We start from the raw sequence: 22390 nt of genomic DNA, 5'->3' as shown, positions 1-22390 counted from the left end.
CCGAGACTTGCCGGGGTGACCGGTTCGCCGCCGGAGCGGCTACCACCGTCGGCATTGCGCCAGCGGGCGGATTCACCAGCGTTCACCAGCCAAAAGGACTTCGAACCAAGTGGGTCGTGTTCCATTGTAACCGCGATGCGGGGGTGCGGTTCCGCTGCGAGGCGGAGTCCGCGCGTCCCGACGTGTGCTAGGCACGGCTCGGAAGGCCTGTTGCGAGCCGTACCGAGCACACCGACGGGTGTCACTCGGAATTCCCCGCCGAGACGGGCGCAGCGCGCGGTCGCCGCTGCGCCCGGCAGTGGTGAGATCAGCTCTTCTCGCTGCTCGCGGCCGCCATGGCGGCGCCGACGATGCCGGCGTCGTTGCGCAGCGCCGCGGCCACGACGGGCGTGCGGGTCTCCAGCAGTGGGATCCACTTGTGACCCTTCCGACTGACACCGCCGCCGGCGATGAGCAGATCGGGCCAGAGGAACTTCTCCAGCGATTGGACGTAACGGGTGACCCGCGGCGCCCATTCCTCGTAGGAGAGCTCGAGATCGTCCTTGACCGAAGCGGCGGCCTGCGACTCGGCGTCGTGGCCGTCGACCTCGATGTGGCCGAACTCGGTGCTGGGCACCAGCTTGCCGTCGATGAACATCGCGCTGCCGATCCCGGTGCCGAAGGTCAGCACCACGACCTGGCCCTGGTGCCCGGCGCCTGCGCCGGCCTTCATCTCGGCGACTCCGGCGGCGTCGGCGTCGTTGAGCACGACGATCTCGTCCCGGTCTCGCCCGAGCCGCTCCGCGAACAGGGCCTGAGCGTCGGTGCCGATCCAGCCCTTGTCGATGTTGGCAGCCGTGAGCGCCGTGCCGTCCTTGATGACGCAGGGGAGCGTGACGCCGACCGGTCCGGTCCACGCGAACTTCTCGACGATCTCGGCCACGGCGTCGGCCACCGCGTCCGGGGTCGAGGGTTGCGGCGTCGGAATGCGCAGGCGCTCCTCGGCCAGCACTCCGGCTTCGATGTCGACCGGCGATCCCTTGATGCCGGATCCGCCGATATCCACGCCGAACCCGCGGGCTGTCGCCATGGCTGATCCTTCCTATTCGATTCAGACCAAGGTGTGCAGACCTTAACGGGACTGTGTTGCGATGTCTGCGTGGGATTGGCAAAAGATGTGGACGCATTCGCCTTGTCCGAGGTCGCGGTACGGATCGCGCGGGAAGCCGCCGAGCTGGCCAGAACCGTGCGTGACGAGGCGGTGACAGACGGTGTCGACACGAAGAGCACCGAGACCGATGTCGTCACGATGGGAGATCGAGCCGTGGAGCGCTTGGTGCGCGAGCGGCTGGCCGAGATCCGCCCCGGCGAGTCCGTGCTGGGCGAGGAGGAGGGCGGCGACGGTGCGCTGGACGGACTGCGCTGGGTCGTCGACCCGATCGACGGCACTGTGAACTATCTCTACGGATTCCCGTTCTACGCGGTCTCGCTGGCAGCGCAGGTCGACGGGCGCTCGGTCGCCGGTGCTGTCGTCGAGCCCGTGTCCGGTCGGGTCTGGAGCGCTGCGGCCGGTCACGGCGCGCTCCTCGACGGCGAGCCGCTGCGGGTCTCCGGCTCCGAGCGGCTGGATCTCGCGCTGGTCGGCACCGGCTTCGCCTACGCGGTGCAGCGGCGGACGGCTCAGGCGCGCGTGGTGAACGAACTGCTCGGCCGAGTGCGCGACATCCGGCGGGCGGGGGCGGCCTCGCTGGACCTGTGCGCGGTCGCGGCCGGATGGCTGGACGCGACCTACGAGGTGGGCCTCAACCGCTGGGACTGGGCCGCAGGAGCGCTGATCGCCGAGGAGGCCGGCGCGACTCTGCGGTTGCCTCAGAAGGGGTCGGCGGACGGGCTCGGCGACGAGATGCTCGTCTGCGCCACTCCGGGGATCGCCGAGGGGCTCACCGGCGCGCTCCTCGCGGCCGACGCCGGCGAGGTCTAGGAGCCGTTTGGGAATGCGGCAGAGCCGCCTTTTTAGATGTGGGACTCAGCCCGCACCGGCGCTCGGGTTCCGCTACCCGCACCAATTCACGAACAGCCTCTAGACGGCTCGTGGCGGGAACCCGCCAATTCTCAGGCGGGTTCCCGCCACGACATCGATAGCGAGCCGTTGCCGGTTTCTGCCGGGAATCGTTATCAGCAGTGCACGTCGCGGGCCTTGGTGAGCAGATCCTCGCTGATCTGCGGTGGCGTCACCTCTTGGTGCGCGCCGTCCTGCTGATCGCGCTGCGGCACCCAGTTCTGCAGCTGCTGCAGGATCTGCTTGGCCTCTTGCGTGGTCTTGATGTCGTCGAAGTCCGCGCCCAGCGCCAGGTCGAGGCCGGCGTCCTCGCGTTCGTCGCGCACCAGCTGGGCGCAGGGAGCGATCAGGCTCAACGTGCGGGCCGCGCTCATGCCCGCCGCGCCGAAGCGGATCTGGCCGTGGCACTGCAGGTCGTAGTTGACGTAGACCGCGTCGTTGTCGGCACCGGCCTTGTTGAAGCCCAGGCTGGCCAGCTCGTCGCCGACCATGCTCGCCTGCCTGCTCTCACCGTTGCCGTTGAGCACCCGCACCTGCACGTCCTGCGGCGGCACCGGGTTGGTGGAGTCCAGCGCGTTGCGCTCGAGCATGGTGCCCACCGGCACCTGCGCGGGCTGGCCGCTGACCTCGGGCGGAGCGGTCGGGGCTCCGGGCGGGTTGCACCTGGTGGCCGTGTCGATGTCCTCGACGGACCCGAAGACGCGGGTCCACACCAGTCCGGACAGCACCACCAGCGCCACCAGCACGACCAGTGCGGGGAGCGGTCGGCGTCGGCGATATCCGACTCGCCGTCCCGGCCTTGCACCTACGGCTGCCACGTCCGCCCCTCCCTGGATGCATCGGATCCGCGCGCTCCCGCCCGCACTGGATCAGCCTAGGGGTTGACCCCGTGCTGCGCGGTGCTGGTCGCCGCTGTCGTGTCTTGATCTCCCCGTGATCGTCTCGATGCCGATGCCGACCGGGAAAGCGCGAGCGCATCGCATCACGCGTCGATCGTCCGGGCAACCGGGAAGAGCCGTCCGGTGGGGCCGGTCGACCCGTCCAATTTTGATCTACGACGGCCTCCGAATGCGCGCAATGCCACACCTACGGGTGACCTGCTGCGTGTTCGCAGAAGTTATGAGCTACCCTCTCGGCGCCTCACGGAGTGCCGAGTTGAGGCAAGTCGCTCTTTACGGGGGAACTAGACGCGTTGCAGGGCGAGACCGCGATCACTGTCCCATCGGGCACAAATCCGGGTCCTGGAACGTTTACCAGCGGCACACCATTGCAGTCTCCACTAACGCAGGGGTGAATCACGATGGCGACCGACTACGACGCTCCTCGCCGCGAGTCCGAGGACTTGGCGGAGGACTCGTTGGAGGAGCTGAAGGCGCGACGCAACGATGCGCAATCGGGCGTCGTCGACGAGGACGAAGGGGCGATCGCGGAGAACTTCGAACTGCCGGGCGCTGACCTGTCCGGTGAGGAGATGACCGTCAAGGTGCTCCCGAAGCAGGCTGATGAGTTCACCTGCTCGAGCTGCTTCCTCGTTCATCACCGCAGCCGGCTGGCCGAGACCAAGAACGGTCAGTTCATCTGCCGTGATTGCGCCGCCTGAGGCGCACGTCGACGACGCGCACACAAAGGGAAGTGGCTGGGCACACGCGGGCGGCGTGTGCCCAGTGTTTTTCCTGCGGACCTCCTCCGGCGAGGTCCGATCGAGCGGCTCGAGGACCCGGTGCCCGCGCTCCGCGTCAGCCGCGGCGGAGCAGGGCGGCCTTGAGCTTATCCGGCTTGCGGGTGCTGATCACCCAGTACGGCGTGGGGTCGTCCGGGTCGTCGAGCCAGATGCGGGCCGAGGTGGGCACCCAGGACCGGTGCACGAGGAACGCCGCCGGATCCAGGTCCGGGCCCAGGGCGCGGCGCTTCTCGGCGGGGGAGACGGTCTCGACCTCGTCGATGAACCGAAGCGGGAGGTGCGCGTCACCGACCCACAGCTCGTCGTCGACGACCTCGATCTTGAGCCTGCCCAGCCACAGCGGCACGGCGATCGCCAGCGGGACGAGCACGACGTAGGGCAGCCACGCCCGCACGCCCGGGTAGCCCATGTGCACCTGGGCGGCCATCAACACCGCCGCGACCAGCGGCAACGGCCACGTCCACCACGAGGCGTACAACCGCTCGCGGAAGGCCGCGCGGCTCTTCGAATTCGCCTGACCGGGGTTGTCCCCGTCCGTGCTGGCTGCTTCTACGCTTTCGGACACGCATTCAGGGTAGTCTCGCCGCCCGTGTCGAACGTGAAGGTCCTGCTTACCAGAACCGACCCTGGCGTACCGGTTCCCGAATACGCCAAACCCGGGGATGCCGGTGCCGATCTGGTAACCACCAGTGATGTGGTTCTCGAACCGGGCGAACGCGCTCTCGTGGGAACCGGAGTCGCCGTGGCGCTGCCCGAGGGATACGCGGGCTTCGTCCATCCGCGCTCCGGACTGGCGGCCAAGACCGGCCTCAGCGTGGTCAACACGCCCGGCACGATCGATTCCGGGTACCGCGGTGAGATCAAGGTCTGCCTGATCAATCATGATCGTGTGCAGCCGGTGTCGTTGAGACGAGGTGACCGGATCGCTCAGCTGATCGTGCAGAAGGTCGAGCGCGCCGTGTTCGACGAGGTCGACGAGCTGCCCGAGTCGCTGCGCGGTGCCGGTGGTTATGGCTCCACAGGTGGTCATGAGGTGCTGACGGCGTCGGGAACCACCGAGGCCGGTCACAGGACGGAGGTCTGAGGGGATGTTCAGAAGGGGCCGGGGGAAGTCCAAGCGCGACGCCGCGGACGAGCAGCGGGAAGCGCCCGAGCAGATTCCCTCGCAGGGACCGTACGACGAAGACGAGGCGCCCTCGTCCGAGGTCGAGCGCCTCGACCTCGGCTCGGTCCGGGTGCCGGTGCCCGAGGGCGGCCAGCTGCAGGTCGAGGTCGACCCGTCCGGGCCGGTCCGCGCGGTGCACCTGGTGACGCCGGTCGGCAGGCTGACGGTGAGCGCCTTCGCGGCACCGCGCAGCGGCGGGCTGTGGCAGGACGTCAGCAACGAGCTGGCCGACCAGCTGCGCAAGGACGGTGCGCGGGTGCACACCGAGCAGGGCGACTGGGGTCTCGAGCTCGTGGCCGACTCGCCGAAGGCGGCTTTGAGGTTCGTCGGCGTCGACGGCCCGCGCTGGCTGCTGCGCGGGGTCTCGGCCGGTCCGGCCGAGACGTCGAAGGAGTGCGCGCGGCTGCTCTACGGCGTTCTGGACGACACCGTCGTGGTCCGCGGCTCGGAGCCGATGCCGGTGCGCACGCCGCTGCCCATCGAGCTCCCGGAGGCGATCCTGCGCCACATCCAGCAGGCGCAGCAGTCGGAAACCCCCAACGGGCAGGTCTGAGGACCGAGTCCCCGCAGCGGGGGAGGTTCCGCCTGGAACGTCCCCCGCGGGCAGCTCGAACGGCCGGCGGGAACGGGCTGGTGTGCGGTGGGTTTCTTAATCCCGCCGGGCGTGGGTTTCGCCCCGCGCGGCCGGTTACGCTGGGAGGTGCACGGGCTGCGGAGTCGAGCCCCGAGGCGCACAGGAGCGCTCATGAGCAAGGCCGGAGGCGGCTACTGGAAACGCCTCGTGCGGAGCCTGACCAGCGATGTCGCCGAGCTGGACGCGGACGACCTGTCCGATCGGTCGCAGGCGGGGGGAGCGCAGCCCGCCAGTGACTGCCAGTGCGGTCAGGAAGCCGTGGTGCTGGGCCGGGTCCGCAGCGTCGAGCTCTGCCCCAAGACTTCGGCGCCCACCCTGGAAGCCGAGCTCTACGACGGTACCGAAGGGGTGACCCTGGTGTGGCTCGGCCGCAGGCGCATCGCGGGAATCGAGCCCGGCCGTATCGTCAAGGCCCGTGGCCGGATCGCAGTCCGGGACGGTCGCAAGGTGCTGTACAACCCCTACTACGAGTTGCAGAACACCGCATGAGCGAACATGACGCATCGGCTGCCGGGTTCAACGCCCGCCAGACCGACGATGACCGGCAGCCCGAGGGCAAGGCCGGTGTTTCCGAGCAGACCCTGCTGGAGCAGATGGGAGGCGTCAGCGGGCTCGCCTACTCCGCTGTGCCGATCGTCGTGTTCGTGGTGGTCAGCTCGTTCACCTCGCTGATGCCCGCGATCTGGGCCTCGATCGGGGTCGCCGTGGGCATCGCGATCTTCCGCCTGGTGCGCAAGGAACCCCTGCAACCGGCGATCTCCGGCGTGCTGGGCGTGGCGGTGTGCTCGTTCATCGCCTACCGCTCCGGTGAGACCAAGGACTTCTTCCTGCTCGGCATCTGGACCAGCCTGATCTACGGCGGCGTGTTCCTGGTGTCGGTGGCGGCCCGCTGGCCGCTGGTGGGAGTCGTCTGGTCGGCGCTCAACGGCCTGGGCATGGAGTGGCGCAAGCAGCGCCGCGCGATGCGCGCCTACGACATCGCCACGCTGTCCTGGGCGGCGGTGTTCGCCGCGAAGTACGTCGTGCAGCAATGGCTCTACGACAACGACCAGACCGGGTGGCTGGCCTTCGCGCGCATCGCCATGGGCTACCCGATGACCGGCATCGCGCTGGTCGTGACGGTGTGGGCGATCCGCCGGGCGAAGAAGGTCGCCGAAGAGGCGGCGGTCGCCGCCGCCTAGCGCAGCTGAGCAGTGGGGGACGGTTCCGCCGGGAGCCGTCCCCTTCTCATTGCTGCTCCGGGTGGTCGTGGATGACCGCGCGGATCTCGCTCTCGACGTTGCTGGTGGCCACGAACAGCATCTCGTCGCCCGCTTCCAGCGGGTCGTCGGCCTGGGGCACGATGACCCGGCCGCCGCGCAGGATGCTCACCAGCGCCGCGTCGGCGGGCAGCTTGAGGTCGCGGACCCGGCGCCCGGCCAGCGGGGTGGCCTCCGGCAGCGTCACCTCGACGAGGTTGGCCTGGCCCTGGCGCAGCGTCATCAGGCGCACCAGATCGCCGACGTTGACGGCTTCCTCGACCATCGCGGCCAGCATCCGCGGCGTGGAGACGGCGACGTCGACGCCCCAGGCGTCGGTGAACAGCCACTCGTTGCGCGGGTCGTTGACCCGGGCCACGACCCGGCGCACCGCGAACTCGGTCTTCGACAGCAGCGAGACCACGAGGTTGACCTTGTCGTCGCCGGTGGCCGCGATGACCACGTCGCAGGTCTGCAGGCCGGCTTCCTCCAGCGAGGCCAGCTCGCAGGCGTCGGCGAGCATCCACTCGGCGTCCGGGATGCGCCTCGGGTGGTAGCTGGCCGTGCTGCGCTCGACGAGCAGCACCTCGTGCTCGCCTTCGAGCAGTTCGCGGGCGATGGACTGGCCGACCGCCCCCGCTCCCGCGATCGCGATTCGCATTACTCGCTCTCCTCGGGTGTGCGGCGAGCCGCCGCGGTGACGTCGGTGACGGTCCCGGACAGCGCCGCGACGTACACGGTGTCGTCCGCCTGGATCACGGTCTTGCGGTCGGGCAGCACGCCGCTGCCGAACCGCATGATGAACGCCACCCGCGCGCCGGTCGCCGACTCCACCTCGGAGACCTTGCGACCGACCCAGCTCTCGTGCAGCGGCAGCTGCAGGACGGCGACGGCACCGGACGGCTCCCGCCACGCGGTGGCCACGCCTTCCGGCAGCAGCATCCGCAGGAACCGGTCCGTCGTCCACGGCACGGTGGCCACGGTGGGGATGCCGAGGCGCTGGTAGACCTCGGCGCGCTTGGGGTCGTAGATGCGGGCGACGACGTGCGCCACTCCGAAGGTCTCCCGGGCCACCCTCGCCGAGACGATGTTGGAGTTGTCGCCGTTGGACACCGCGGCGAAGGCGCTGGCCTGCTCGATCCCGGCCTCTTCGAGGATGTCTCGGTCGAAACCGTTCCCGGTGACCTGCTGGCCGCGGAAGTCCCGTCCGAGGCGGTGGAACGACTGCGGATCCTTGTCCACGACGGCCACCGTGTGATCGAGCCGTTGCAGGGCGGCGGCCAGGGAGGCCCCGACCCGGCCGCAGCCCATGATCACCACGTGCACGACTCTTGTCTCCTCGCTGCGGGTTGAGCGCGTGTGTGCTGACGACGACGCTGTTCAGTCGCCTGACCGTACCCGGACGGGTGCCGTCTGGTTGCTCCAGCGGCCCGTCGGGCGCGGGCTGGTGCACCGTACCGGGTGAAGGGCTCTGAAAGGGATCGTGGCACCCCCGATGTGACCTCCGGAGCAATTCCCGAGCCCGCGTGCACCGGTTGCGTTCCCCCAGCCCTTACGCTCTGCACCGTGTCCAAGCTCGCAACCGCGGCGAAGCGGCTGATCGTCGGTCGGCCGTTCCGCAGTGACCGCCTTTCGCACACCCTGTTGCCCAAGCGGATCGCGCTCCCGGTGTTCTCCTCCGACGCGATGTCGAGCGTGGCCTACGCACCGGAAGAGATCCTGCTCGTCCTGTCGGCGGCAGGTATTTCCGCCTACGCGATCAGCCCGTGGATCGGTGGCCTGGTCGCGCTGGTGATGATCGCCGTGGTTGCCTCGTACCGGCAGAACGTGCACGCCTACCCCTCCGGAGGCGGTGACTACGAGGTCGCCAGCGCCAACCACGGTCGGCGCTGGGGCCTGGTGGTGGCCAGCGCGTTGCTGGTCGACTACATCCTCACCGTGGCTGTCTCGATCTCCTCGGCCGCCGCCAACATCGGCTCGGTGATCCCGTTCGTCGCTCAGCACAAGGTGCTGTTCGCCGTCGGGGCCATCGCTCTGCTCACGGCGCTGAACCTGCGGGGGATCCGCGAGTCGGGGACGCTGTTCGCGATCCCCACCTACGCGTTCGTCGTCGGCGTGCTGGGCATGATCGTGTGGGGCTTCTTCCAGTCCACGTTCCTGGGCACCGACCTGCGCGCCGAGAGCGCGGGGTTCCAGCTCGTCGAGGAGGAGGGGCAGCTGGCGGGGGTGGCCTTCGCCTTCCTGATCCTGCGGGCGTTCTCCTCGGGCAGCGCGGCGCTGACCGGTGTGGAGGCCATCAGCAACGGCGTGCCCGCTTTCCGCAAGCCCAAGTCCCGCAACGCGGCGACCACGCTGGCGCTCATGGGCGGCCTCGCGGTCCTGATGTTCCTGGGCCTGATCATGCTGGCCAAGACGACCGGCGCGGTCGTCGCCGAGGACCCGGCCCACCAGCTGGTCGGCGCCCCGGAGGGCTACCAGCAGAAGACGTTGATCGCGCAGCTGGCCGGCGCCGTGTTCGCCGGGTTCTCGCCGGGCGTGTGGTACCTGGTGTTCTTCACCGGGCTGATCCTGGTCCTGGCCGCCAACACCGCCTTCAACGGGTTCCCGGTGCTGGGATCGATCCTCGCCCAGGACCGGTTCCTGCCGCGGCAGCTGCACACCCGCGGCGACCGGCTCGCCTACTCCAACGGCATCCTGTTCCTGGCCTTCGGCGCGATCATCCTCGTGTTCGCCTTCGAGGCCGAGGTCACGCGGCTGATCCAGCTCTACATCGTGGGCGTGTTCGTCTCCTTCGTGCTCAGCCAGAGCGGCATGATCCGGCACTGGAACCGGTTGCTGCGCAACGAAGACGACCCGATGGCGCGGCGCAGGATGCGCAGGGCTCAAGCGACCAACGCCTTCGGCCTGTTCATGACCGCCAGCGTGCTGGTGATCGTGCTGATCACCAAGTTCACCCACGGCGCCTGGATCGCGATCGCCGTCATGGCCGCCATCTACGTGCTGATGACCGCGATCCGGAAGCACTACGACCGGGTGGCCGACGAGCTGGAGGAAGCCGAGACCGACCGGGTCCTGCCCTCCCGGAACCACGCGCTGGTGCTGGTCTCCAAGCTGCACCTGCCGACGATGCGGGCCATCGCCTACGCCCGCGCGACGCGCCCGGATGAACTGGAAGGTGTCACCGTCAACGTCGACGAGGAGGACACCCGGGCCCTGACCGCCGAGTGGGAGCGGGAGAACCTGCCGCTGCCGCTGAAGGTCCTCGAATCGCCGTACCGGGAGATCACCCGCCCGGTGCTGGAGTACGTCAAGCGCATCCGCCGGGACAGCCCGCGCGACGTCGTCACGGTGTTCATCCCCGAGTACGTCGTCGGGCACTGGTGGGAGCAGCTGCTGCACAACCAGAGCGCGCTGCGCCTCAAGAGCAGGCTGCTGTTCCAGCCGGGAGTGATGGTGACCAGCGTGCCGTGGCAGCTGGAGTCGTCCACGAGGGTGCGAGCACAGCGGATCACGTCGATGCCCGGCGCGACGCGCCGAGGCCTCGGGAGCAATGGAAAGGTGAACGGTGACCGAAAAGCCGGACTGGACCGGTAGGCGGCTGGAGGTCGAAGTCGGCCCGGTGGCCCACGGAGGCCACTGCGTGGCCCGCTACGAGGGCCGGGTGGTGTTCGTCCGCCACGCCCTGCCGGGGGAGAGCGTGATCGCCGAGGTCACCGAGGACAACGGCGGCGGTTTCTGCCGCGCTGATGCCGTGGAGGTGCGCGAAGCGGCACCGGGCCGAGTCGTTCCGCCGTGCCCGCTGGCCGACATCGCGCTGGGCAAGGACCGCTGCGGCGGCTGCGACTTCCAGCACGCCGACGGCGAGACGCAGCGCGAGCTCAAGGCCGCGGTGATCACCGAACAGCTGCAGCGCCTCGCGGGCCTGGACTGGCCGGTCCAGGTGCGCGAGCTGCCCGGCGGCCTGCTGCGCTGGCGCACCCGCGCCCGGCTGGCGGTCGATCGCAAGGGCAACGCGGGTTTCCGCCCGAACCGCAGCCACCGGGTCATCCCGGTGGCCGACTGCCCGATCACCGTCGAAGGTGCCGTGGAGGCGATCGCCGATCGCCGCTGGCGGCCCGGCGCGGAGCTGACCGTCGCGGCCGACGGCGAGGGCGAGCTGCACGTCACCGCCCTGGACCGCAAGCCGCAGCGGCGCGGACGCCAGCAGGCCGTGGCCCGTCAGGTCTCCGGTAGCGGCGTGGCGCACGAGACGGTGCGGGGACGCGGTTTCGACGTCGCGGCGCAGGGCTTCTGGCAGGTGCACAGGGAAGCGCCGGAGACCTTCGCCGAGGTCGTCGCCCGCTTCGCGGCGGCTCCGGCCGGGGGCGTGGCCTGGGACCTCTACGGAGGGGTGGGCCTGTTCGCCGCGGACCTCGCCGACCAGGTCGGCCCGACCGGTTCGGTGCTGCTGGTGGAGTCCTCGCACCGCGCGGTGGAGGACGCGGTCGCCAACCTGCGCGACCAGCCGCAGGTGGCCTTCCGCGCGGGCACGGTCGAGCGCGTCCTCGACGACGAGGAGCTGGAGTCGCCGGACGTGGTCGTCCTCGACCCGCCGAGGAAGGGCGCGGGGCGCCAGGTCGTGGACGGCATCGCGGCTCGCGCACCGGCCCGGATCGTGCACGTCGCCTGCGACCCGGCCGCCCTCGCCCGCGATGTCTCGCTGTACGCGGACAAGGGCTACCGCATGGTCGATCTGGAGGCGTTCGACGCCTTCCCGATGACCCACCACATCGAGTGTGTCGCGGTGTTCGAACCTGTCGCGGAGGACGCCTGACCGCAGGTCACGCGACCTGGAGGACGTGCTTGCCCCGGACGCCGCCCGCCTCCAGGTCGCGGTGGGCCTCGGCGATCTCGTCGAGCGGCCGGACGGTGTCGACGACCGGCCGCAGCGAACCGGACTCGGCGAGGGCGGTGAGCTCGGCCAGCATCGTGCTCGTCGGGTTGCCGCTGAAGAAGCGGACGCGCTGCGCGCCGTGGACCGCCGAGCCGGCGATGTAGCCAGGCTCGGCCCGATCCGGTCGAGGTCGAACGCGATCGCGACCATCCGACCGCCGGGCGCGAGCAGCCGCCGGAAGGCGCGGTGCTCGGTGCCGACGGTGTCCAGGACGACGTCGTGCGCAGCGAGGTCGGACGGCCGATGGGTCCGGTGATCGAGGGCCTCGGCCGCGCCGAGGTCGCGGGTGAAGTCGAGGTTCGCGGCGCTCGCGAGCGCGGTGACGCGGGCGCCGAGCATGGCTCCGATCTGCACGCCGAAGCTGCCGACGCCGCCGCTCCCGCCGCGCACCAGGAGGCGTTCGCCCGGTTGCAGCCGGGCCTTGTCGCGCAGGGCCGTCATGGCGGTGGTGCCGCCCGCGAGCATCGAGACCGCGTCGGCGTCGGAGAGGTTCTCGGGGGCCGGCGCGATCTTGTCCGGGCTGATCGCGACGTACTCGGCGGCGCTGCCGAACGTGCGGCCCAGCACGCCCCACACCCGGCGGCCCGCGGTGACGTCCTCGACCGAAGCGCCCGTCTCGACCACCTCGCCGACGAAGTCGATGCCCAGGCGCTGCGGGAACCGGCGCCCGGTCACCAGGCGCACCTTGCCCGCGCGGCCCGCGAGCTCGCCCCCGTTGACGCTGACCGCGCGGACGCGGACGAGGACCTCGTCGCGCTCGATCTCCGGCACCGGCACCGACCCCACGTAGAGGACGTCGGGACCGCCGTAGCCGTCGTAGAGGGCTGCGCGCATGGTGCTCAAGGGTGTTCCGTTCGTTCGGGGGGAGAGGGTGTGAAGGCTTCCTCTGCGTGGCGGTGCGGGTGGCGGAACCCGACACGCCTTCCGGCTCCGGGATCCGAGACCGATGCATGCCCGCTCCGCCGCACTTCGCGGCTCCACCCACGCTAACCAGCTAATCGGACGATGCCTTCCACTTCTCGTAAAGTGAGAGACATGCCTGCTCAGGACACTCACAAGGCGCGGTCGCACCAGCGCTCCGACGCCCGCCGCAATCGCGAGCAGATCCTCGACGCCGCCCGCGCGGCGTTCACCGCGCAGGGCATCGACGTGCCGCTCACCGCGATCGCCCGCCGGGCCGGTGTCGGCCCGGCGACGCTCTACCGGCACTTCCCGACCCGCTCCGCGCTGGTCACCGAGGCGTTCGCGGAGCAGCTCGCCGAGTGCGTCGCGCTGCTCGACGGCGCGCTCGCCGACCCGGACCCGTGGCGCGGGTTCTGCTCGATGATCGAGCAGGTGTGCGCGATGCAGGCGGCTGACCGGGGCTTCACGGCCGCGTTCCTCTCGAAGTTCCCCGATGCCGTCGACCACGAGCGCGAGCGCCGCCGGGCGGAAGCGGGGATCGCGGAACTGGTGCGGCGCGCTCAGGAATCCGGGCAGCTGCGCGGGGATTTCGACCCGGCCGACATCACGTTGCTGATGCTCGCCAACAGCGGTGTCGTCGACGGCGCGGGGGAGCAGCGGCTCGCAGACGCCGCGTCCCGGCGGCTCGTCGGGTACCTGCTCCAGTCCTTCCGCGCGAGCGACGGCGCTCCGCTTCCGCCTGCGGCACCGCTGGGCCTGGACCAGGTCCACCGGGGCTCAGCGCATCGGCCAGTGGGGCTGAGATCGGAGGACGGCTGCGGCTAGGGTTGCCGCGGTTGGAGGAGGTGGCCGGGTGTTCGGTGAGGTGCCAGGACGGGTTGACCCGCGAGCGGCCGACGTCGTCGGACGGCGTTGGGCGCGGGCGAAGCTCCTGCTGTCGGTGACGTGGCTCTGGTGCGCGGCGGAGGTCGTCGCGTCGCTGCTCGCGCTGGGCTGGGTGCTGGCGGAAGGGCCGGACCTGCCGCTGTTCGGGGGCCCGAAGCGGGGCGACCTGATCGGCCTCGCCATCCTCGCGATCGCTCTGCTGCTGCCGATGCCGCTCGCCCGCTGGATGTCCCGGCGCGCCGCGGACGGCATCGACTGGAGGCTCAAGCCGGACGGCTGGCTGATGTACGGGATCGTCGTGGGACTGGCTCAAGCGTTCGGCCTGGTGCTGGCGATCACCTACGTCGCCCCCTGGTGGGTCCGGGTCGTGGTGGTGGTCATCGGGTTCGCGGTTCCGCTGGTGGCAACGCTCATGGCCCGGCGGGCGATTCTCGCCGAGCCGTTGCGGGAGATCGGCGGCTCCGAGTTCGTGCTGACCAAGGCGCTGCGGTCGCCGCAGGGAGGCGACGAGGACTCCGTCAAGATCACCGGTGAGGCGCTGCGGATGTCCGTGCGCACGGCCGCCGGTCGACCCGCTGCCGGGGCGTCCACGAAGGACATCCGGATCACCGACATCACCGAGATCGGGGTGCGGCCGAGCCGTCCCGAGGACGGGTCGTGGGCGCGCCTCGCCGATGGTCGCGGCGCCTCGCTGCCGGAGGGCGACATCGTGGTGATCCGCACCGGCACCGAAACCCAGCTGCTCCCGGCAGATCCGGAGCTCGCCGAGCTCCTGCGCGCCCGAGCCGCCCTGCACGGACGGGCGCCGGCGCCCATCGAGGACGGGGCATGACCGCCGAGCACATCCCGGAAGTCCTCCCGGCGCCGTCGGAGACGGGCACCGACGTCAGCCCGGTTCCCGGGCGGTCGAGCGCCGCTCCGGAGAGCGTTGCCGCCCGCCAGGTCCAAGCCTTCGGGCTCGGAGCCTCGGCGGTGGTGGTGATCCCGCTGGGTTTCGTGCTCTGGGCGATGCGGGAGCTCGACACCGGCGCCGGCATCGCCGGTCTGGTCGGCATCGCGGTCGCGACCACCGGGTGGCTCGCCGACGCGCGCACCCCTCGGCGCTGGGCCGGGTGGGCGCTGCTCGCCGCCTTCTCGGCGGTCTACGTGAACCTCGCCCTGGCTCCGGCGGGGCTGCTCGCGCTGCTCGCCGCGGTCGTGTGCCCGCTGCTCGCGGGCGTGGCGCATCGTCGTGTCACCGCACCGGGTTTCGACCTGGCGGAGCGAGACGTCGAGGTGGGCTTCCAGATCTACCGCAAACAGCCCGCGCGACTGCGGATCGGCCGCGACCGGGCCGTTCTCGCGCTCAAGCGCATGGCAGGTGGCGGGCACGTCGACCAGGCGATCGCGCTGGCCGAGGTGTCGATGGCCCAGCCCGGCGAGATCGTCACCGTCGATTCGTGGCCGCTTCCCGGCACGATGGCGGTCCGGCTCGTGGAGGGGCCCGCCGTGCGGATCGTCGCGGGTCGGCAGCAGTGGATCGTCAACGTCGAGGACCCGAGGCTGGTGGCCGCGATCCTGCGCAGGCGACAGTCAGCGGCCTGGTCGCAGCGGACCGGCCCGCAGGACCTCGGCTCCTGGCACGCGATGCGGAAGTGGGCCGCAGCCCGCGCCACGACCTTCCGGAACGGCCGGAAGTCCCAGTCCTACCTCATCTTCCGGCCGCTGGTCGGCTTCTTCTCCGGTGTCCTGGGGCTGATGCTGCTCACCGTGCTGATCGCGGGCGGCGGCATGGCGCCGAGCGCGTGGCCGGCCGCCGGCGCGCTGCTGCTGATCGGAGCGTTCTTCGTGGTCAGCTGGCTGCGGCTGCGGCGGCGACTGGACTTCGCCGAACTCCAGTCGCTGCCGCCGAACAGCCCGCCTTGGGGAGATCAGCGTCCGGATGCGGCGCCGATTCCCGGTTGGCGGCCGTGGAGCTGACGCGGGTGGGGGAGCGGCCCCCGCACCCGCGCGCGGCTCAGCGCGGACCGTCCGGCAGGTCCAGCTTCTCCGGGCTCTGCTGCTTCTGCGCGTCAACCTCGCCGTAGGAGTTGTTGTTGACGTTGTTCGGCCCGCCGTCGATGTTGGCGTGCTGGCCCACGGTTCCCGAGTTGACGTTGTTGCTGTAGGGACTGTCCACATTGGCCCCGTGGACCGCGCCCTCGTCGGACTCGAAGCGCCAGCCCTGGGTGTTGGAACCTGACGTCCACTCACCGCCGCCGTCGGAGGTCGGGCCGCGCCCGTTGCCCTCCCAGGTCGCGTTGAGACCTTCGTGCCGGCTCTGCATCCCGCCCGTGGCTCCGGCGACGCCCCCGGAGATCGCGCCCGAGGTGAGGTCGTTGATCCCCGGCGCCTGACCGTGCAGGCCCTGGTTGATGGTGTTGCCGAGCATGCCCGAGATCGAGCCGCGGGCAGCACCGTAGGCGGCGGCCTCGGTGAAGTTCTTCGTGGCGTTGCCCGCCAGATCCTTGCCGACCTGCTGGCCGATGCCTGGCGCGAGCCCGTCCACGAGACCGCCCGCAAGACCTGCCGCGACGCCCGAGACCGCCGCGTTGCCGGTGTTGGACCAGTCCCAGCTCGTGCGGTCGCCCTTGGCGAACTGGAGGCCTTGGATCGCGCCGTCGACGCCGACGTTGATCGCCACGTTGAGCAGGACCTGCTGGGCGATCTTCTGCAGCAGCTGCTGGAAGAACGTCCGGACCGTCAGCTGCGTCGCGGCCTGGGCGATCGGGATGCCCGCCGTGCTCGCGCCGAAGGTCGCCACCGCCGAGGCGATCATCGCCGCGATCTGCGCGGCCAGGATGACCAGCGCGGCGATGATGCTGTACTTGGTGTACTCGACCTCCAGCGCCGCGTTGTCGGCTCCTTCGCCGAGCGCTTCGCAGAGCTTCTTCAACTCCGGCAGGTGACCGGCGTCGCCGTTGCAGAAGTCCTTCATGAACTTCTCGAAGGCGTCGTGCGTCTCGCCCTTCATCGTGCCCAGGGCCGCCTGGACCGCGCCCTCGGTCTCGCTGATGACGCCCTCGATGTCGGCGCCGCACTGCGTCCAGGCCTCGGCGACCCTGCGCATCGCCGTCTCGTCGCCCTCGGGCCAGCTCGCGCCGACGACGATCGGGAACAGCCAGCTGACCTCGCCGGGAATCTCGATGCCCACGTCGTCCCCCTCAGCCCTGGCTCTTGATGCCGTCGGCGTTCGCCTGATCGACGTCGTCCCAGGTGCGGGCGGTGGCGTCGAGCTCGCCCTTGACCTGGTGCAGAGCCTCGGCGAGGCCCTTCATGCCGTCGGTGCCCTGCTGGGAACCGGGCTCGTACTGCTTGGCGAACTCCTGACCGGCCTCGTCACCGCCCCAGCACTTGCCCTCCGCCTGCAGGACGCCGTTGAGCTTGTCCAGCGCGGACGCCAGCTTGTCCGCCGAGCCGTCGAACTTCGGTGAGGCGCCGCGCAGCGCCTCGGGGTCGACCTCGAATCCCATCACCAATCGTCCTTCCGGAAACGGGACCGGGGTTCGAAGTCGTCCCAGTCCTCCTGCACCGGCGGTTTGGACGTGGCCGAGGGGCGGTTCGGTTCCGGCATTTCGGGAGCGGCCGGGATCAGCTGGGACAGCGACGGCGCGCCCGGGAACACGTCCGGGAGGTCGGGGACGTTCTCCTGGAGCGGTGCGACGGCTTCGTCGGCCTTCGCGCGGGCGTCCCGGGCCGCCGCTTGGGCTGTTTCGGTGAAGCTCGTGGCGAGTTTTTCCGGCGTGCTCGTCCGCAGGGCGGACGGCGACAGGGTCGTGCCGGTGACCACGCCAGCGGCGTTGACCTGGACGGTGACCAGACCGTCGGCGGAGGTGGCCTCGCCGGTCGCGGCGAGGGCGCTGGCCTGGGCTTCGTGCAACTGGGCCGTTTGCCGCTGCAACCCTTCGAGCATCGAGCTCACCTGCTCGCGCATCGCGGCGTTGCGCGCTTCGAGCTCCGCCTTGCGTCCGTCCGGACCAGTCATGTCGCCTCCACGTGGATCAGGTGCAAGGTAGCAACACCGCGCTCCGGGTGGTACCGGCGACAGGGAGGTCACCGCGGCGGACGAGCAGCGCGAGGAGGGCGTCGCCACCGGTGTGCGACCGCGCCCGGTAGCCGCGTGGCCCCTCCGTAGACTGGGGCGCACTATGCAGACGGAGCCAGGTTGCCGGCCAGGCCCCGGGATCGCGATTGTGACCGACCGGCACGACAAGCGAGGTGGAACACGGTGACGCTGCTGGGGTCCGTGCGCAGTCCGGCCGACGTCAAGCGCATGACGCACACCGAATTGGCGGAGCTGGCGGAGGAGATCAGGGAGTTCCTGATCCAGAAGGTCTCGCGAACCGGTGGACATCTGGGACCCAACCTGGGTGCGCTGGAACTGACCCTCTCGCTGCACCGGGTCTTCGACTCGCCGAACGACGCGATGGTGTTCGACACCGGCCACCAGGCCTACGTGCACAAGATCGTCACGGGCAGGCAGGAGGGCTTCGACCAGCTGCGCAAGCGGGACGGCCTGTCCGGCTACCCGTCGCGGGCCGAGAGCGAGCACGACTTCGTCGAGAACAGCCACGCCTCGACCGCGCTGTCCTACGCCGATGGGCTGGCCCGCTCCTTCCAGGTCACCGGTGCCGACCGGCACGCGGTCGCGGTCGTCGGAGACGGCGCGCTCACCGGCGGCATGTGCTGGGAGGCCCTGAACAACATCGCGGCCGACCCGGAGCGCCCGGTCGTCATCGTCGTCAACGACAACGGTCGTTCCTACGCACCGACCATCGGCGGGCTCGCCGAGCACCTCGCGGCGCTGCGGCTCAACCCCAGCTACGAGAAGGCCCTGGAGTCGGGCAAGCGCACGCTGCGCAAGATGCCCGTCGTGGGCCGCTCGCTCTACACCGGCCTGCACGCCGCCAAGAGCGGCATAAAGGACGCGATCAGCCCGCAGGTCATGTTCTCCGACCTCGGCCTCAAGTACCTGGGCCCGGTGGACGGCCACGACATGCGCGCGATGGAGTACGCGCTGCAGATGGCCAAGTCCTTCGGCGGACCGGTGATCGTGCACGCCGTGACCCGCAAGGGGAACGGTTTCGCCCCGGCCGAGAACGACGAGGCCGAGCAGATGCACCAGGTCAAGGTCATCGACCCGGAAACCGGCCTGCCCAAGAAGCCCGCGCCGAAGAGCTGGACCGACGTCTACGCCGACGAGCTGGTCAAGGTCGGTGCCGATCGGTCGGACGTCGTGGCGATCACCGCCGCGATGCTGGGTCCGACAGGGCTGAAGAAGTTCGCCGACGCCTACCCGGACCGCTGCTTCGACGTCGGCATCGCCGAGCAGCACGGCATGACCTCCGCCGCCGGCCTGGCCATGGGCGGTCTGCACCCGGTCTTCGCGGTCTACTCGACGTTCCTGAACCGGGCGTTCGACCAGCTGCTGATGGACGTGGCCCTGCACAAGCAGCCGGTCACCGTGACGCTGGACCGCTCCGGCATCACCGGCGACGACGGTGCCAGCCACAACGGCATGTGGGACCTGTCGATCCTCGGCCTGATCCCCGGCATCCGGGTGGCCGCGCCGCGCGACGGCGTGACGTTGCGCGAAGAGCTGCGCGAGGCCGTCGCCGTCGACGACGGGCCGACCGTGCTGCGCTTCTCCAAGGGCTCGGTGATCGAAGAGGTCCCGTCCGTGGAGCGGACCGGTGGTGTGGACGTGCTGCGCGCCGACGAGCGCAAGGACGTCCTGCTGGTGGCGGTCGGAGCGTTCGGCCAGCTCGCCGTGGCCGCGGCCGAGAGGCTGGCCGCGATGGGCGTCGGCGTGACCGTGGTCGACCCGCGCTGGGTCGTCCCGATGCCGTCGAAGGTCGTGGAGATGGCCGCCGAGCACCGGCTGGTGGTCTCGCTCGAGGACTGCGGCCGGCACGGCGGTTTCGGCTCGTCGCTGGCCGCCGCCCTGCGCGACGCGGAAGTCGACGTGCCGCTGCGCGATCTCGCGGTGCCGAACAACTTCCTCCACCACTCCTCGCGCGAGGAGGTCCTGGCCGACCTCGGCCTCACCGAGACCGACATCGCCACCCGCATCAACGACTGGGTGACGAGCCGGCGCGGCGCGCAGCTCCGCGTCGCCACCGAGGCCGAAGCCGCCCACGGCTGATCGCGACCCCCGTTCCGGCGGAGCTCCAAGGTGGTGGGGGTGGGGAAGTTTTCATGAAAACTTCCCCACCCCCACCACGGATCCCCACCGGAACCGGGCTGAAATCCGCCTCACCCGGCCCTGACCTCGACAGGTGGGAGCGCCTGTTGTGGCAGGGTGGATCCGTGCGAATCCTGGTCGTGGAGGACGAGAAGCCGCTGGCCGACGCGGTGGCCCGAGGGCTCCGGCGCGATGGCATGGCCGTCGACGTCGCCTACGACGGTGAGAGCGGGCAGGAGAAGTCCACGATCACCCGGTACGACGTCGTCGTGCTCGATCGCGACCTGCCCGGGATGTCCGGCGATGACCTGTGCCGCGACCTGGTCGCTTCGGGCGGGCTCACCAGGGTCATCATGCTGACCGCCTCCGGCACGGTCGCCGACCGCGTTGCCGGGCTGTCGCTCGGCGCCGACGACTACTTGGCCAAGCCGTTCGCGTTCCCGGAGCTGATCGCGCGCGTGCGCGCGCTGGGACGCCGCGCCACACCCGCGCAACCGCCGCTGCTGACGGCCGAGGACCTCGAGCTCGACCCGGCGCGCCGGACGGTCACCCGCTCCGTCGGCGAGGTGGAGCTGACCCGCAAGGAGCTCGGCGTGCTGGAGGTGCTGCTGTCCGCGGGAGGCGCGGTGGTCAGCTCGGAGGAACTGCTGGAGCGGGTCTGGGACGAGAACGCCGACCCGTTCACCACGACCGTCCGGGTCACGATGATGACGCTGCGCAAGAAGCTGGGGGAGCCCGGCGTCATCGAGACCGTCGTCGGCTCCGGGTACCGGGTGCCTTCCGCGGCCCGGACCGAGCACGCCAGGGGCTGATCGTGGGTGCGCTCACCCGGCGCGGGCCGGGACTGCGGGCCCGGCTGACGCTGCTGGCGACCTCGCTGGTCGCCCTGGTCAGCGCGGTGCTGCTGTGGCTGGGCTGGGTGCTGGTGGGCAACGTCGTCGCCGCGGTTCCCCGGCTGCCCGTGGGCACTCCGGTGCGAGTCAGGGGAGTGGACGTCCCCGCGGAGCTCCTCGGCGCGGCGCTGCGGGATTCGGCCCGGCAGCAGGTCCTGCTGATCGGCGGTCCGGCGTTCGTCGCCGTCGTGGCAGCCGCCGCGCTGCTCGCGTGGCTGGTCACCGGCCGGATGTTGCGGCCGCTCCAGGACGTCACCGAGACCGCGCAGCGGTTGTCGGCCGAGTCGCTGGACGAGCGGATCGCGCTCAGCGGCCCGCGCGACGAGGTCGCCCGGCTCGCCGACACCTTCGACGCGATGCTGGACCGGTTGCAGGCGGCCTTCGACGCCCAGCGCCGGTTCGTCGCCAACGCCAGCCACGAGCTGCGCACCCCGTTGTCGGTGGTGCGCACCGAGCTCGACGTGACGCTGTCGGACCCGAACGCCGACGAAGCCGAGCTGCGCCGGATGGCCGACGTCGTGCGCGAAGCCACCAGCCGCGCCGAACGCCTGGTGGAAGCCCTGCTGCTGCTGGCGCGCACCGAGGGCGTCGAACTCGCGGTCCGGGAGCCGGTCGACCTCACCGACGTCGTCGGCCGCGCGCTGCGTGCCGTCGAACCCGAGTCCCGCAGGCGCGGACTGCGCGTGAAGCGGTGCACCGAGCCCGCTTTCGCCGTCGGAGATCCTGCGCTGCTGGAACGGGTGGCGGGAAACCTGCTGGAGAACGCGGTCCGGCACAACGTCGACGGGGGGTGGCTGGAGATCAGCACCGGGGCCGACGCGCAGTGGACGACGCTGCGCGTGGCCTCCTCCGGCCCGGAGATCCCCGCGGACTCGGTGGACGCGCTCTTCGAACCGTTCCGGCGGGCGGGCGTTCAGCGCACCGCCCGCAACGGCACCGGCCTCGGGCTGTCCATCGTGCAGGCCGCCACCACCGCGCACCACGGCAAGATCCACGCCACCGCGCTGCCCGCCGGCGGCCTCGCGATCACCATCCAACTCCCTACCGCGCCGTGAATTGCGTAGGACATTTTTGTAGTACTCTGGATCCATGAGTGAGGTTCCGGTGCGCCAGTTGAACCAGGAAACGTCCAGTGTCCTGGCAAGGGTGAAGCACGGTGAAGAGATCGAAATTACGGAGCGGGGTTCCGTGATCGCTCGCATCGTTCCTGCTGAGCCCCACCCCTTCGCGGACTTGCTCGCGTCCGGAAAATTTCGGCCCGCGACTTTGCAGGGGCCGATTCCGCGACCGCGGGGCGCCGTGCGCAAGGAAGCCGATGCCGGTGAGCTGGTGCGTGAGCTTCGGGACGAGGAACGCTTCTAGTGATCTATCTCGATACTGCAGCGCTCATCAAACTCGTTCGTCCTGAGCCGGAAAGCGATGCCTTGGGCGATTGGCTCGAGAGGCAGCCCGATGTGCCTTTGGTTGCTTCTGCTCTGGTCGAGGTCGAAATGCCGAGAGCGCTCCGGCGTTGTGCACCGGAGCTGATGGGGTCGGTACCGGCCGTGATGAAGCGGATCGGTGTGTACGACATCGACGAGGTCGTTCGTGCCACGGCGGCCGCGTATCAGGACGTGATGTTGCGATCCCTCGACTCGATCCACCTCGCTACCGCACATGCGATCTTCGGACCGCATCTCACGGCGTTCGTCACTTACGACCGACGCCTGCACGAGGCGGCTGCGGCGCTTGGTTTGCCGACGGAGCAGCCGGGCGCCGTCTGATCAAGCAAAAGACCGGGGTTGGAGCCAGTGGCACCAACCCCGGTCTCCCGGTAGT

The 22390-nt window shown here is 70.4% G+C and carries 25 protein-coding genes and 1 pseudogene; 16 read left to right on the top strand and 10 right to left on the bottom strand.

The features are described from left to right. Window positions 1-307: 307 nt before the first annotated feature. Complete coding sequence (ppgK, locus tag FHU35_RS20460; RefSeq protein WP_145742159.1) at window positions 308-1069, bottom strand: polyphosphate--glucose phosphotransferase; 762 nt, start codon at window positions 1067-1069, stop codon at window positions 308-310. A gap of 87 nt (window positions 1070-1156) precedes the next feature. On the opposite strand from ppgK, the gene FHU35_RS20455 reads away from it, so the two are divergent. Then, window positions 1157-1960, top strand: a complete 804-nt coding sequence (locus tag FHU35_RS20455; RefSeq protein ID WP_246110443.1) for an inositol monophosphatase family protein — start codon at window positions 1157-1159, stop codon at window positions 1958-1960. A 194-nt stretch (window positions 1961-2154) separates the two neighbouring features. Here the strand turns inward: FHU35_RS20455 and cei are convergent, their stop codons facing one another. Beyond that, window positions 2155-2856 (bottom strand): envelope integrity protein Cei, encoded by a 702-nt coding sequence (gene cei / locus FHU35_RS20450; protein ID WP_145742156.1) that lies wholly within the window; start codon window positions 2854-2856, stop codon window positions 2155-2157. 482 nt (window positions 2857-3338) lie between these two features. Here cei and FHU35_RS20445 point away from each other — a divergent pair, with 482 nt between their 5' ends. Then, the gene (locus FHU35_RS20445; protein WP_093416518.1) at window positions 3339-3638 is read left to right on the top strand and encodes a DUF4193 domain-containing protein; all 300 of its coding nucleotides are present in this window, start codon (window positions 3339-3341) and stop codon (window positions 3636-3638) included. Window positions 3639-3774: 136 nt separating this feature from the next. Here the strand turns inward: FHU35_RS20445 and FHU35_RS20440 are convergent, their stop codons facing one another. After that, complete coding sequence (locus FHU35_RS20440; RefSeq protein WP_145742154.1) at window positions 3775-4284, bottom strand: DUF3093 domain-containing protein; 510 nt, start codon at window positions 4282-4284, stop codon at window positions 3775-3777. Window positions 4285-4308: 24 nt separating this feature from the next. On the opposite strand from FHU35_RS20440, the gene dut reads away from it, so the two are divergent. From dut to FHU35_RS20420, 4 genes are all read left to right on the top strand, one after another. Then, complete coding sequence (dut, locus tag FHU35_RS20435; protein WP_186459520.1) at window positions 4309-4803, top strand: dUTP diphosphatase; 495 nt, start codon at window positions 4309-4311, stop codon at window positions 4801-4803. 4 nt (window positions 4804-4807) lie between these two features. Beyond that, window positions 4808-5437, top strand: a complete 630-nt coding sequence (locus tag FHU35_RS20430) for a DUF3710 domain-containing protein (RefSeq protein WP_145742152.1) — start codon at window positions 4808-4810, stop codon at window positions 5435-5437. A 192-nt stretch (window positions 5438-5629) separates the two neighbouring features. Then, window positions 5630-6007 carry an OB-fold nucleic acid binding domain-containing protein gene (locus tag FHU35_RS20425; RefSeq protein WP_145742150.1) on the top strand — a complete coding sequence of 126 codons (378 nt, stop codon included), beginning with the start codon at window positions 5630-5632 and terminating at the stop codon, window positions 6005-6007. Beyond that, window positions 6004-6699: a DUF3159 domain-containing protein gene (locus FHU35_RS20420; RefSeq protein WP_145742148.1), complete on the top strand. Its 696-nt coding sequence runs from the start codon at window positions 6004-6006 to the stop codon at window positions 6697-6699. The genes FHU35_RS20425 and FHU35_RS20420 overlap by 4 nt, the downstream gene beginning before the upstream one ends. Before the next feature lie 46 nt (window positions 6700-6745). Here the strand turns inward: FHU35_RS20420 and FHU35_RS20415 are convergent, their stop codons facing one another. Both FHU35_RS20415 and FHU35_RS20410 read right to left on the bottom strand, forming a co-directional pair. After that, window positions 6746-7417, bottom strand: a complete 672-nt coding sequence (locus FHU35_RS20415) for a potassium channel family protein (RefSeq protein WP_145742146.1) — start codon at window positions 7415-7417, stop codon at window positions 6746-6748. After that, entirely contained in the window at window positions 7417-8082 is a 666-nt protein-coding gene (locus tag FHU35_RS20410) for a potassium channel family protein (protein WP_145742144.1), read from the bottom strand. The genes FHU35_RS20415 and FHU35_RS20410 overlap by 1 nt, the downstream gene beginning before the upstream one ends. A gap of 240 nt (window positions 8083-8322) precedes the next feature. Between FHU35_RS20410 and FHU35_RS20405 the strand changes: the two genes are divergently transcribed. Together FHU35_RS20405 and FHU35_RS20400 are read left to right on the top strand one after the other, a co-directional pair. Further along, on the top strand, window positions 8323-10350 hold the full coding sequence (locus FHU35_RS20405; protein ID WP_145742142.1) for an APC family permease: 2028 nt from the start codon (window positions 8323-8325) through the stop codon (window positions 10348-10350). Further along, window positions 10322-11569, top strand: coding sequence for a class I SAM-dependent RNA methyltransferase (locus FHU35_RS20400; protein WP_145742140.1), 1248 nt, complete (start codon window positions 10322-10324; stop codon window positions 11567-11569). Before FHU35_RS20405 ends, FHU35_RS20400 begins: the two co-directional genes overlap by 29 nt. 7 nt (window positions 11570-11576) lie before the next feature. On the opposite strand, the gene FHU35_RS29985 is transcribed toward FHU35_RS20400, so the two are convergent. Together FHU35_RS29985 and FHU35_RS20395 are read right to left on the bottom strand one after the other, a co-directional pair. Continuing rightward, window positions 11577-11723, bottom strand: coding sequence for a zinc-binding dehydrogenase (locus tag FHU35_RS29985; RefSeq protein ID WP_246110442.1), 147 nt, complete (start codon window positions 11721-11723; stop codon window positions 11577-11579). A 155-nt stretch (window positions 11724-11878) separates the two neighbouring features. Then, window positions 11879-12523: pseudogene (locus tag FHU35_RS20395) on the bottom strand (NAD(P)-dependent alcohol dehydrogenase); the annotation flags it as partial. A gap of 201 nt (window positions 12524-12724) precedes the next feature. On the opposite strand from FHU35_RS20395, the gene FHU35_RS20390 reads away from it, so the two are divergent. From FHU35_RS20390 to FHU35_RS20380, 3 genes are read left to right on the top strand one after another with little or no spacing between them, the layout of a single operon-like run. Further along, window positions 12725-13417, top strand: a complete 693-nt coding sequence (locus FHU35_RS20390; protein ID WP_222429438.1) for a TetR/AcrR family transcriptional regulator — start codon at window positions 12725-12727, stop codon at window positions 13415-13417. 28 nt (window positions 13418-13445) lie between these two features. Further along, window positions 13446-14309: a hypothetical protein gene (locus FHU35_RS20385; RefSeq protein WP_145742135.1), complete on the top strand. Its 864-nt coding sequence runs from the start codon at window positions 13446-13448 to the stop codon at window positions 14307-14309. Next, the gene (locus FHU35_RS20380; RefSeq protein WP_145742132.1) at window positions 14306-15436 is read left to right on the top strand and encodes a hypothetical protein; all 1131 of its coding nucleotides are present in this window, start codon (window positions 14306-14308) and stop codon (window positions 15434-15436) included. Before FHU35_RS20385 ends, FHU35_RS20380 begins: the two co-directional genes overlap by 4 nt. 37 nt (window positions 15437-15473) lie before the next feature. Here the strand turns inward: FHU35_RS20380 and FHU35_RS20375 are convergent, their stop codons facing one another. The 3 genes from FHU35_RS20375 to FHU35_RS20365 are packed head-to-tail and all read right to left on the bottom strand — an operon-like array spanning window position 15474 to window position 17480. Beyond that, window positions 15474-16649: a WXG100-like domain-containing protein gene (locus FHU35_RS20375; RefSeq protein WP_145742130.1), complete on the bottom strand. Its 1176-nt coding sequence runs from the start codon at window positions 16647-16649 to the stop codon at window positions 15474-15476. Between the two features lie 10 nt (window positions 16650-16659). Further along, window positions 16660-16968: a WXG100 family type VII secretion target gene (locus FHU35_RS20370; RefSeq protein ID WP_145742127.1), complete on the bottom strand. Its 309-nt coding sequence runs from the start codon at window positions 16966-16968 to the stop codon at window positions 16660-16662. Then, a complete protein-coding gene (locus FHU35_RS20365) occupies window positions 16968-17480 on the bottom strand; it encodes a YbaB/EbfC family nucleoid-associated protein (RefSeq protein WP_145742125.1) in 513 nt (170 codons plus the stop codon). The genes FHU35_RS20370 and FHU35_RS20365 overlap by 1 nt, the downstream gene beginning before the upstream one ends. A 243-nt stretch (window positions 17481-17723) precedes the next feature. On the opposite strand from FHU35_RS20365, the gene dxs reads away from it, so the two are divergent. From dxs to FHU35_RS20340, 5 genes are all read left to right on the top strand, one after another. Then, window positions 17724-19640, top strand: coding sequence for a 1-deoxy-D-xylulose-5-phosphate synthase (gene dxs / locus FHU35_RS20360; protein ID WP_145742123.1), 1917 nt, complete (start codon window positions 17724-17726; stop codon window positions 19638-19640). 164 nt (window positions 19641-19804) lie between these two features. Then, window positions 19805-20491: a response regulator transcription factor gene (locus FHU35_RS20355; protein ID WP_145742121.1), complete on the top strand. Its 687-nt coding sequence runs from the start codon at window positions 19805-19807 to the stop codon at window positions 20489-20491. A gap of 2 nt (window positions 20492-20493) precedes the next feature. Further along, window positions 20494-21627, top strand: a complete 1134-nt coding sequence (locus FHU35_RS20350; RefSeq protein ID WP_145742119.1) for a sensor histidine kinase — start codon at window positions 20494-20496, stop codon at window positions 21625-21627. Between the two features lie 34 nt (window positions 21628-21661). Then, on the top strand, window positions 21662-21934 hold the full coding sequence (locus FHU35_RS20345) for a type II toxin-antitoxin system Phd/YefM family antitoxin (RefSeq protein WP_145742117.1): 273 nt from the start codon (window positions 21662-21664) through the stop codon (window positions 21932-21934). Continuing rightward, a complete protein-coding gene (locus tag FHU35_RS20340; RefSeq protein ID WP_145742115.1) occupies window positions 21934-22335 on the top strand; it encodes a type II toxin-antitoxin system VapC family toxin in 402 nt (133 codons plus the stop codon). Before FHU35_RS20345 ends, FHU35_RS20340 begins: the two co-directional genes overlap by 1 nt. Window positions 22336-22390 lie beyond the last annotated feature (55 nt).

This window comes from Saccharopolyspora dendranthemae, assembly GCF_007829955.1.
In the GTDB taxonomy this organism is placed as follows: domain Bacteria; phylum Actinomycetota; class Actinomycetes; order Mycobacteriales; family Pseudonocardiaceae; genus Saccharopolyspora; species Saccharopolyspora dendranthemae.
This window is presented reverse-complemented; position numbering and strand designations above follow the sequence as displayed.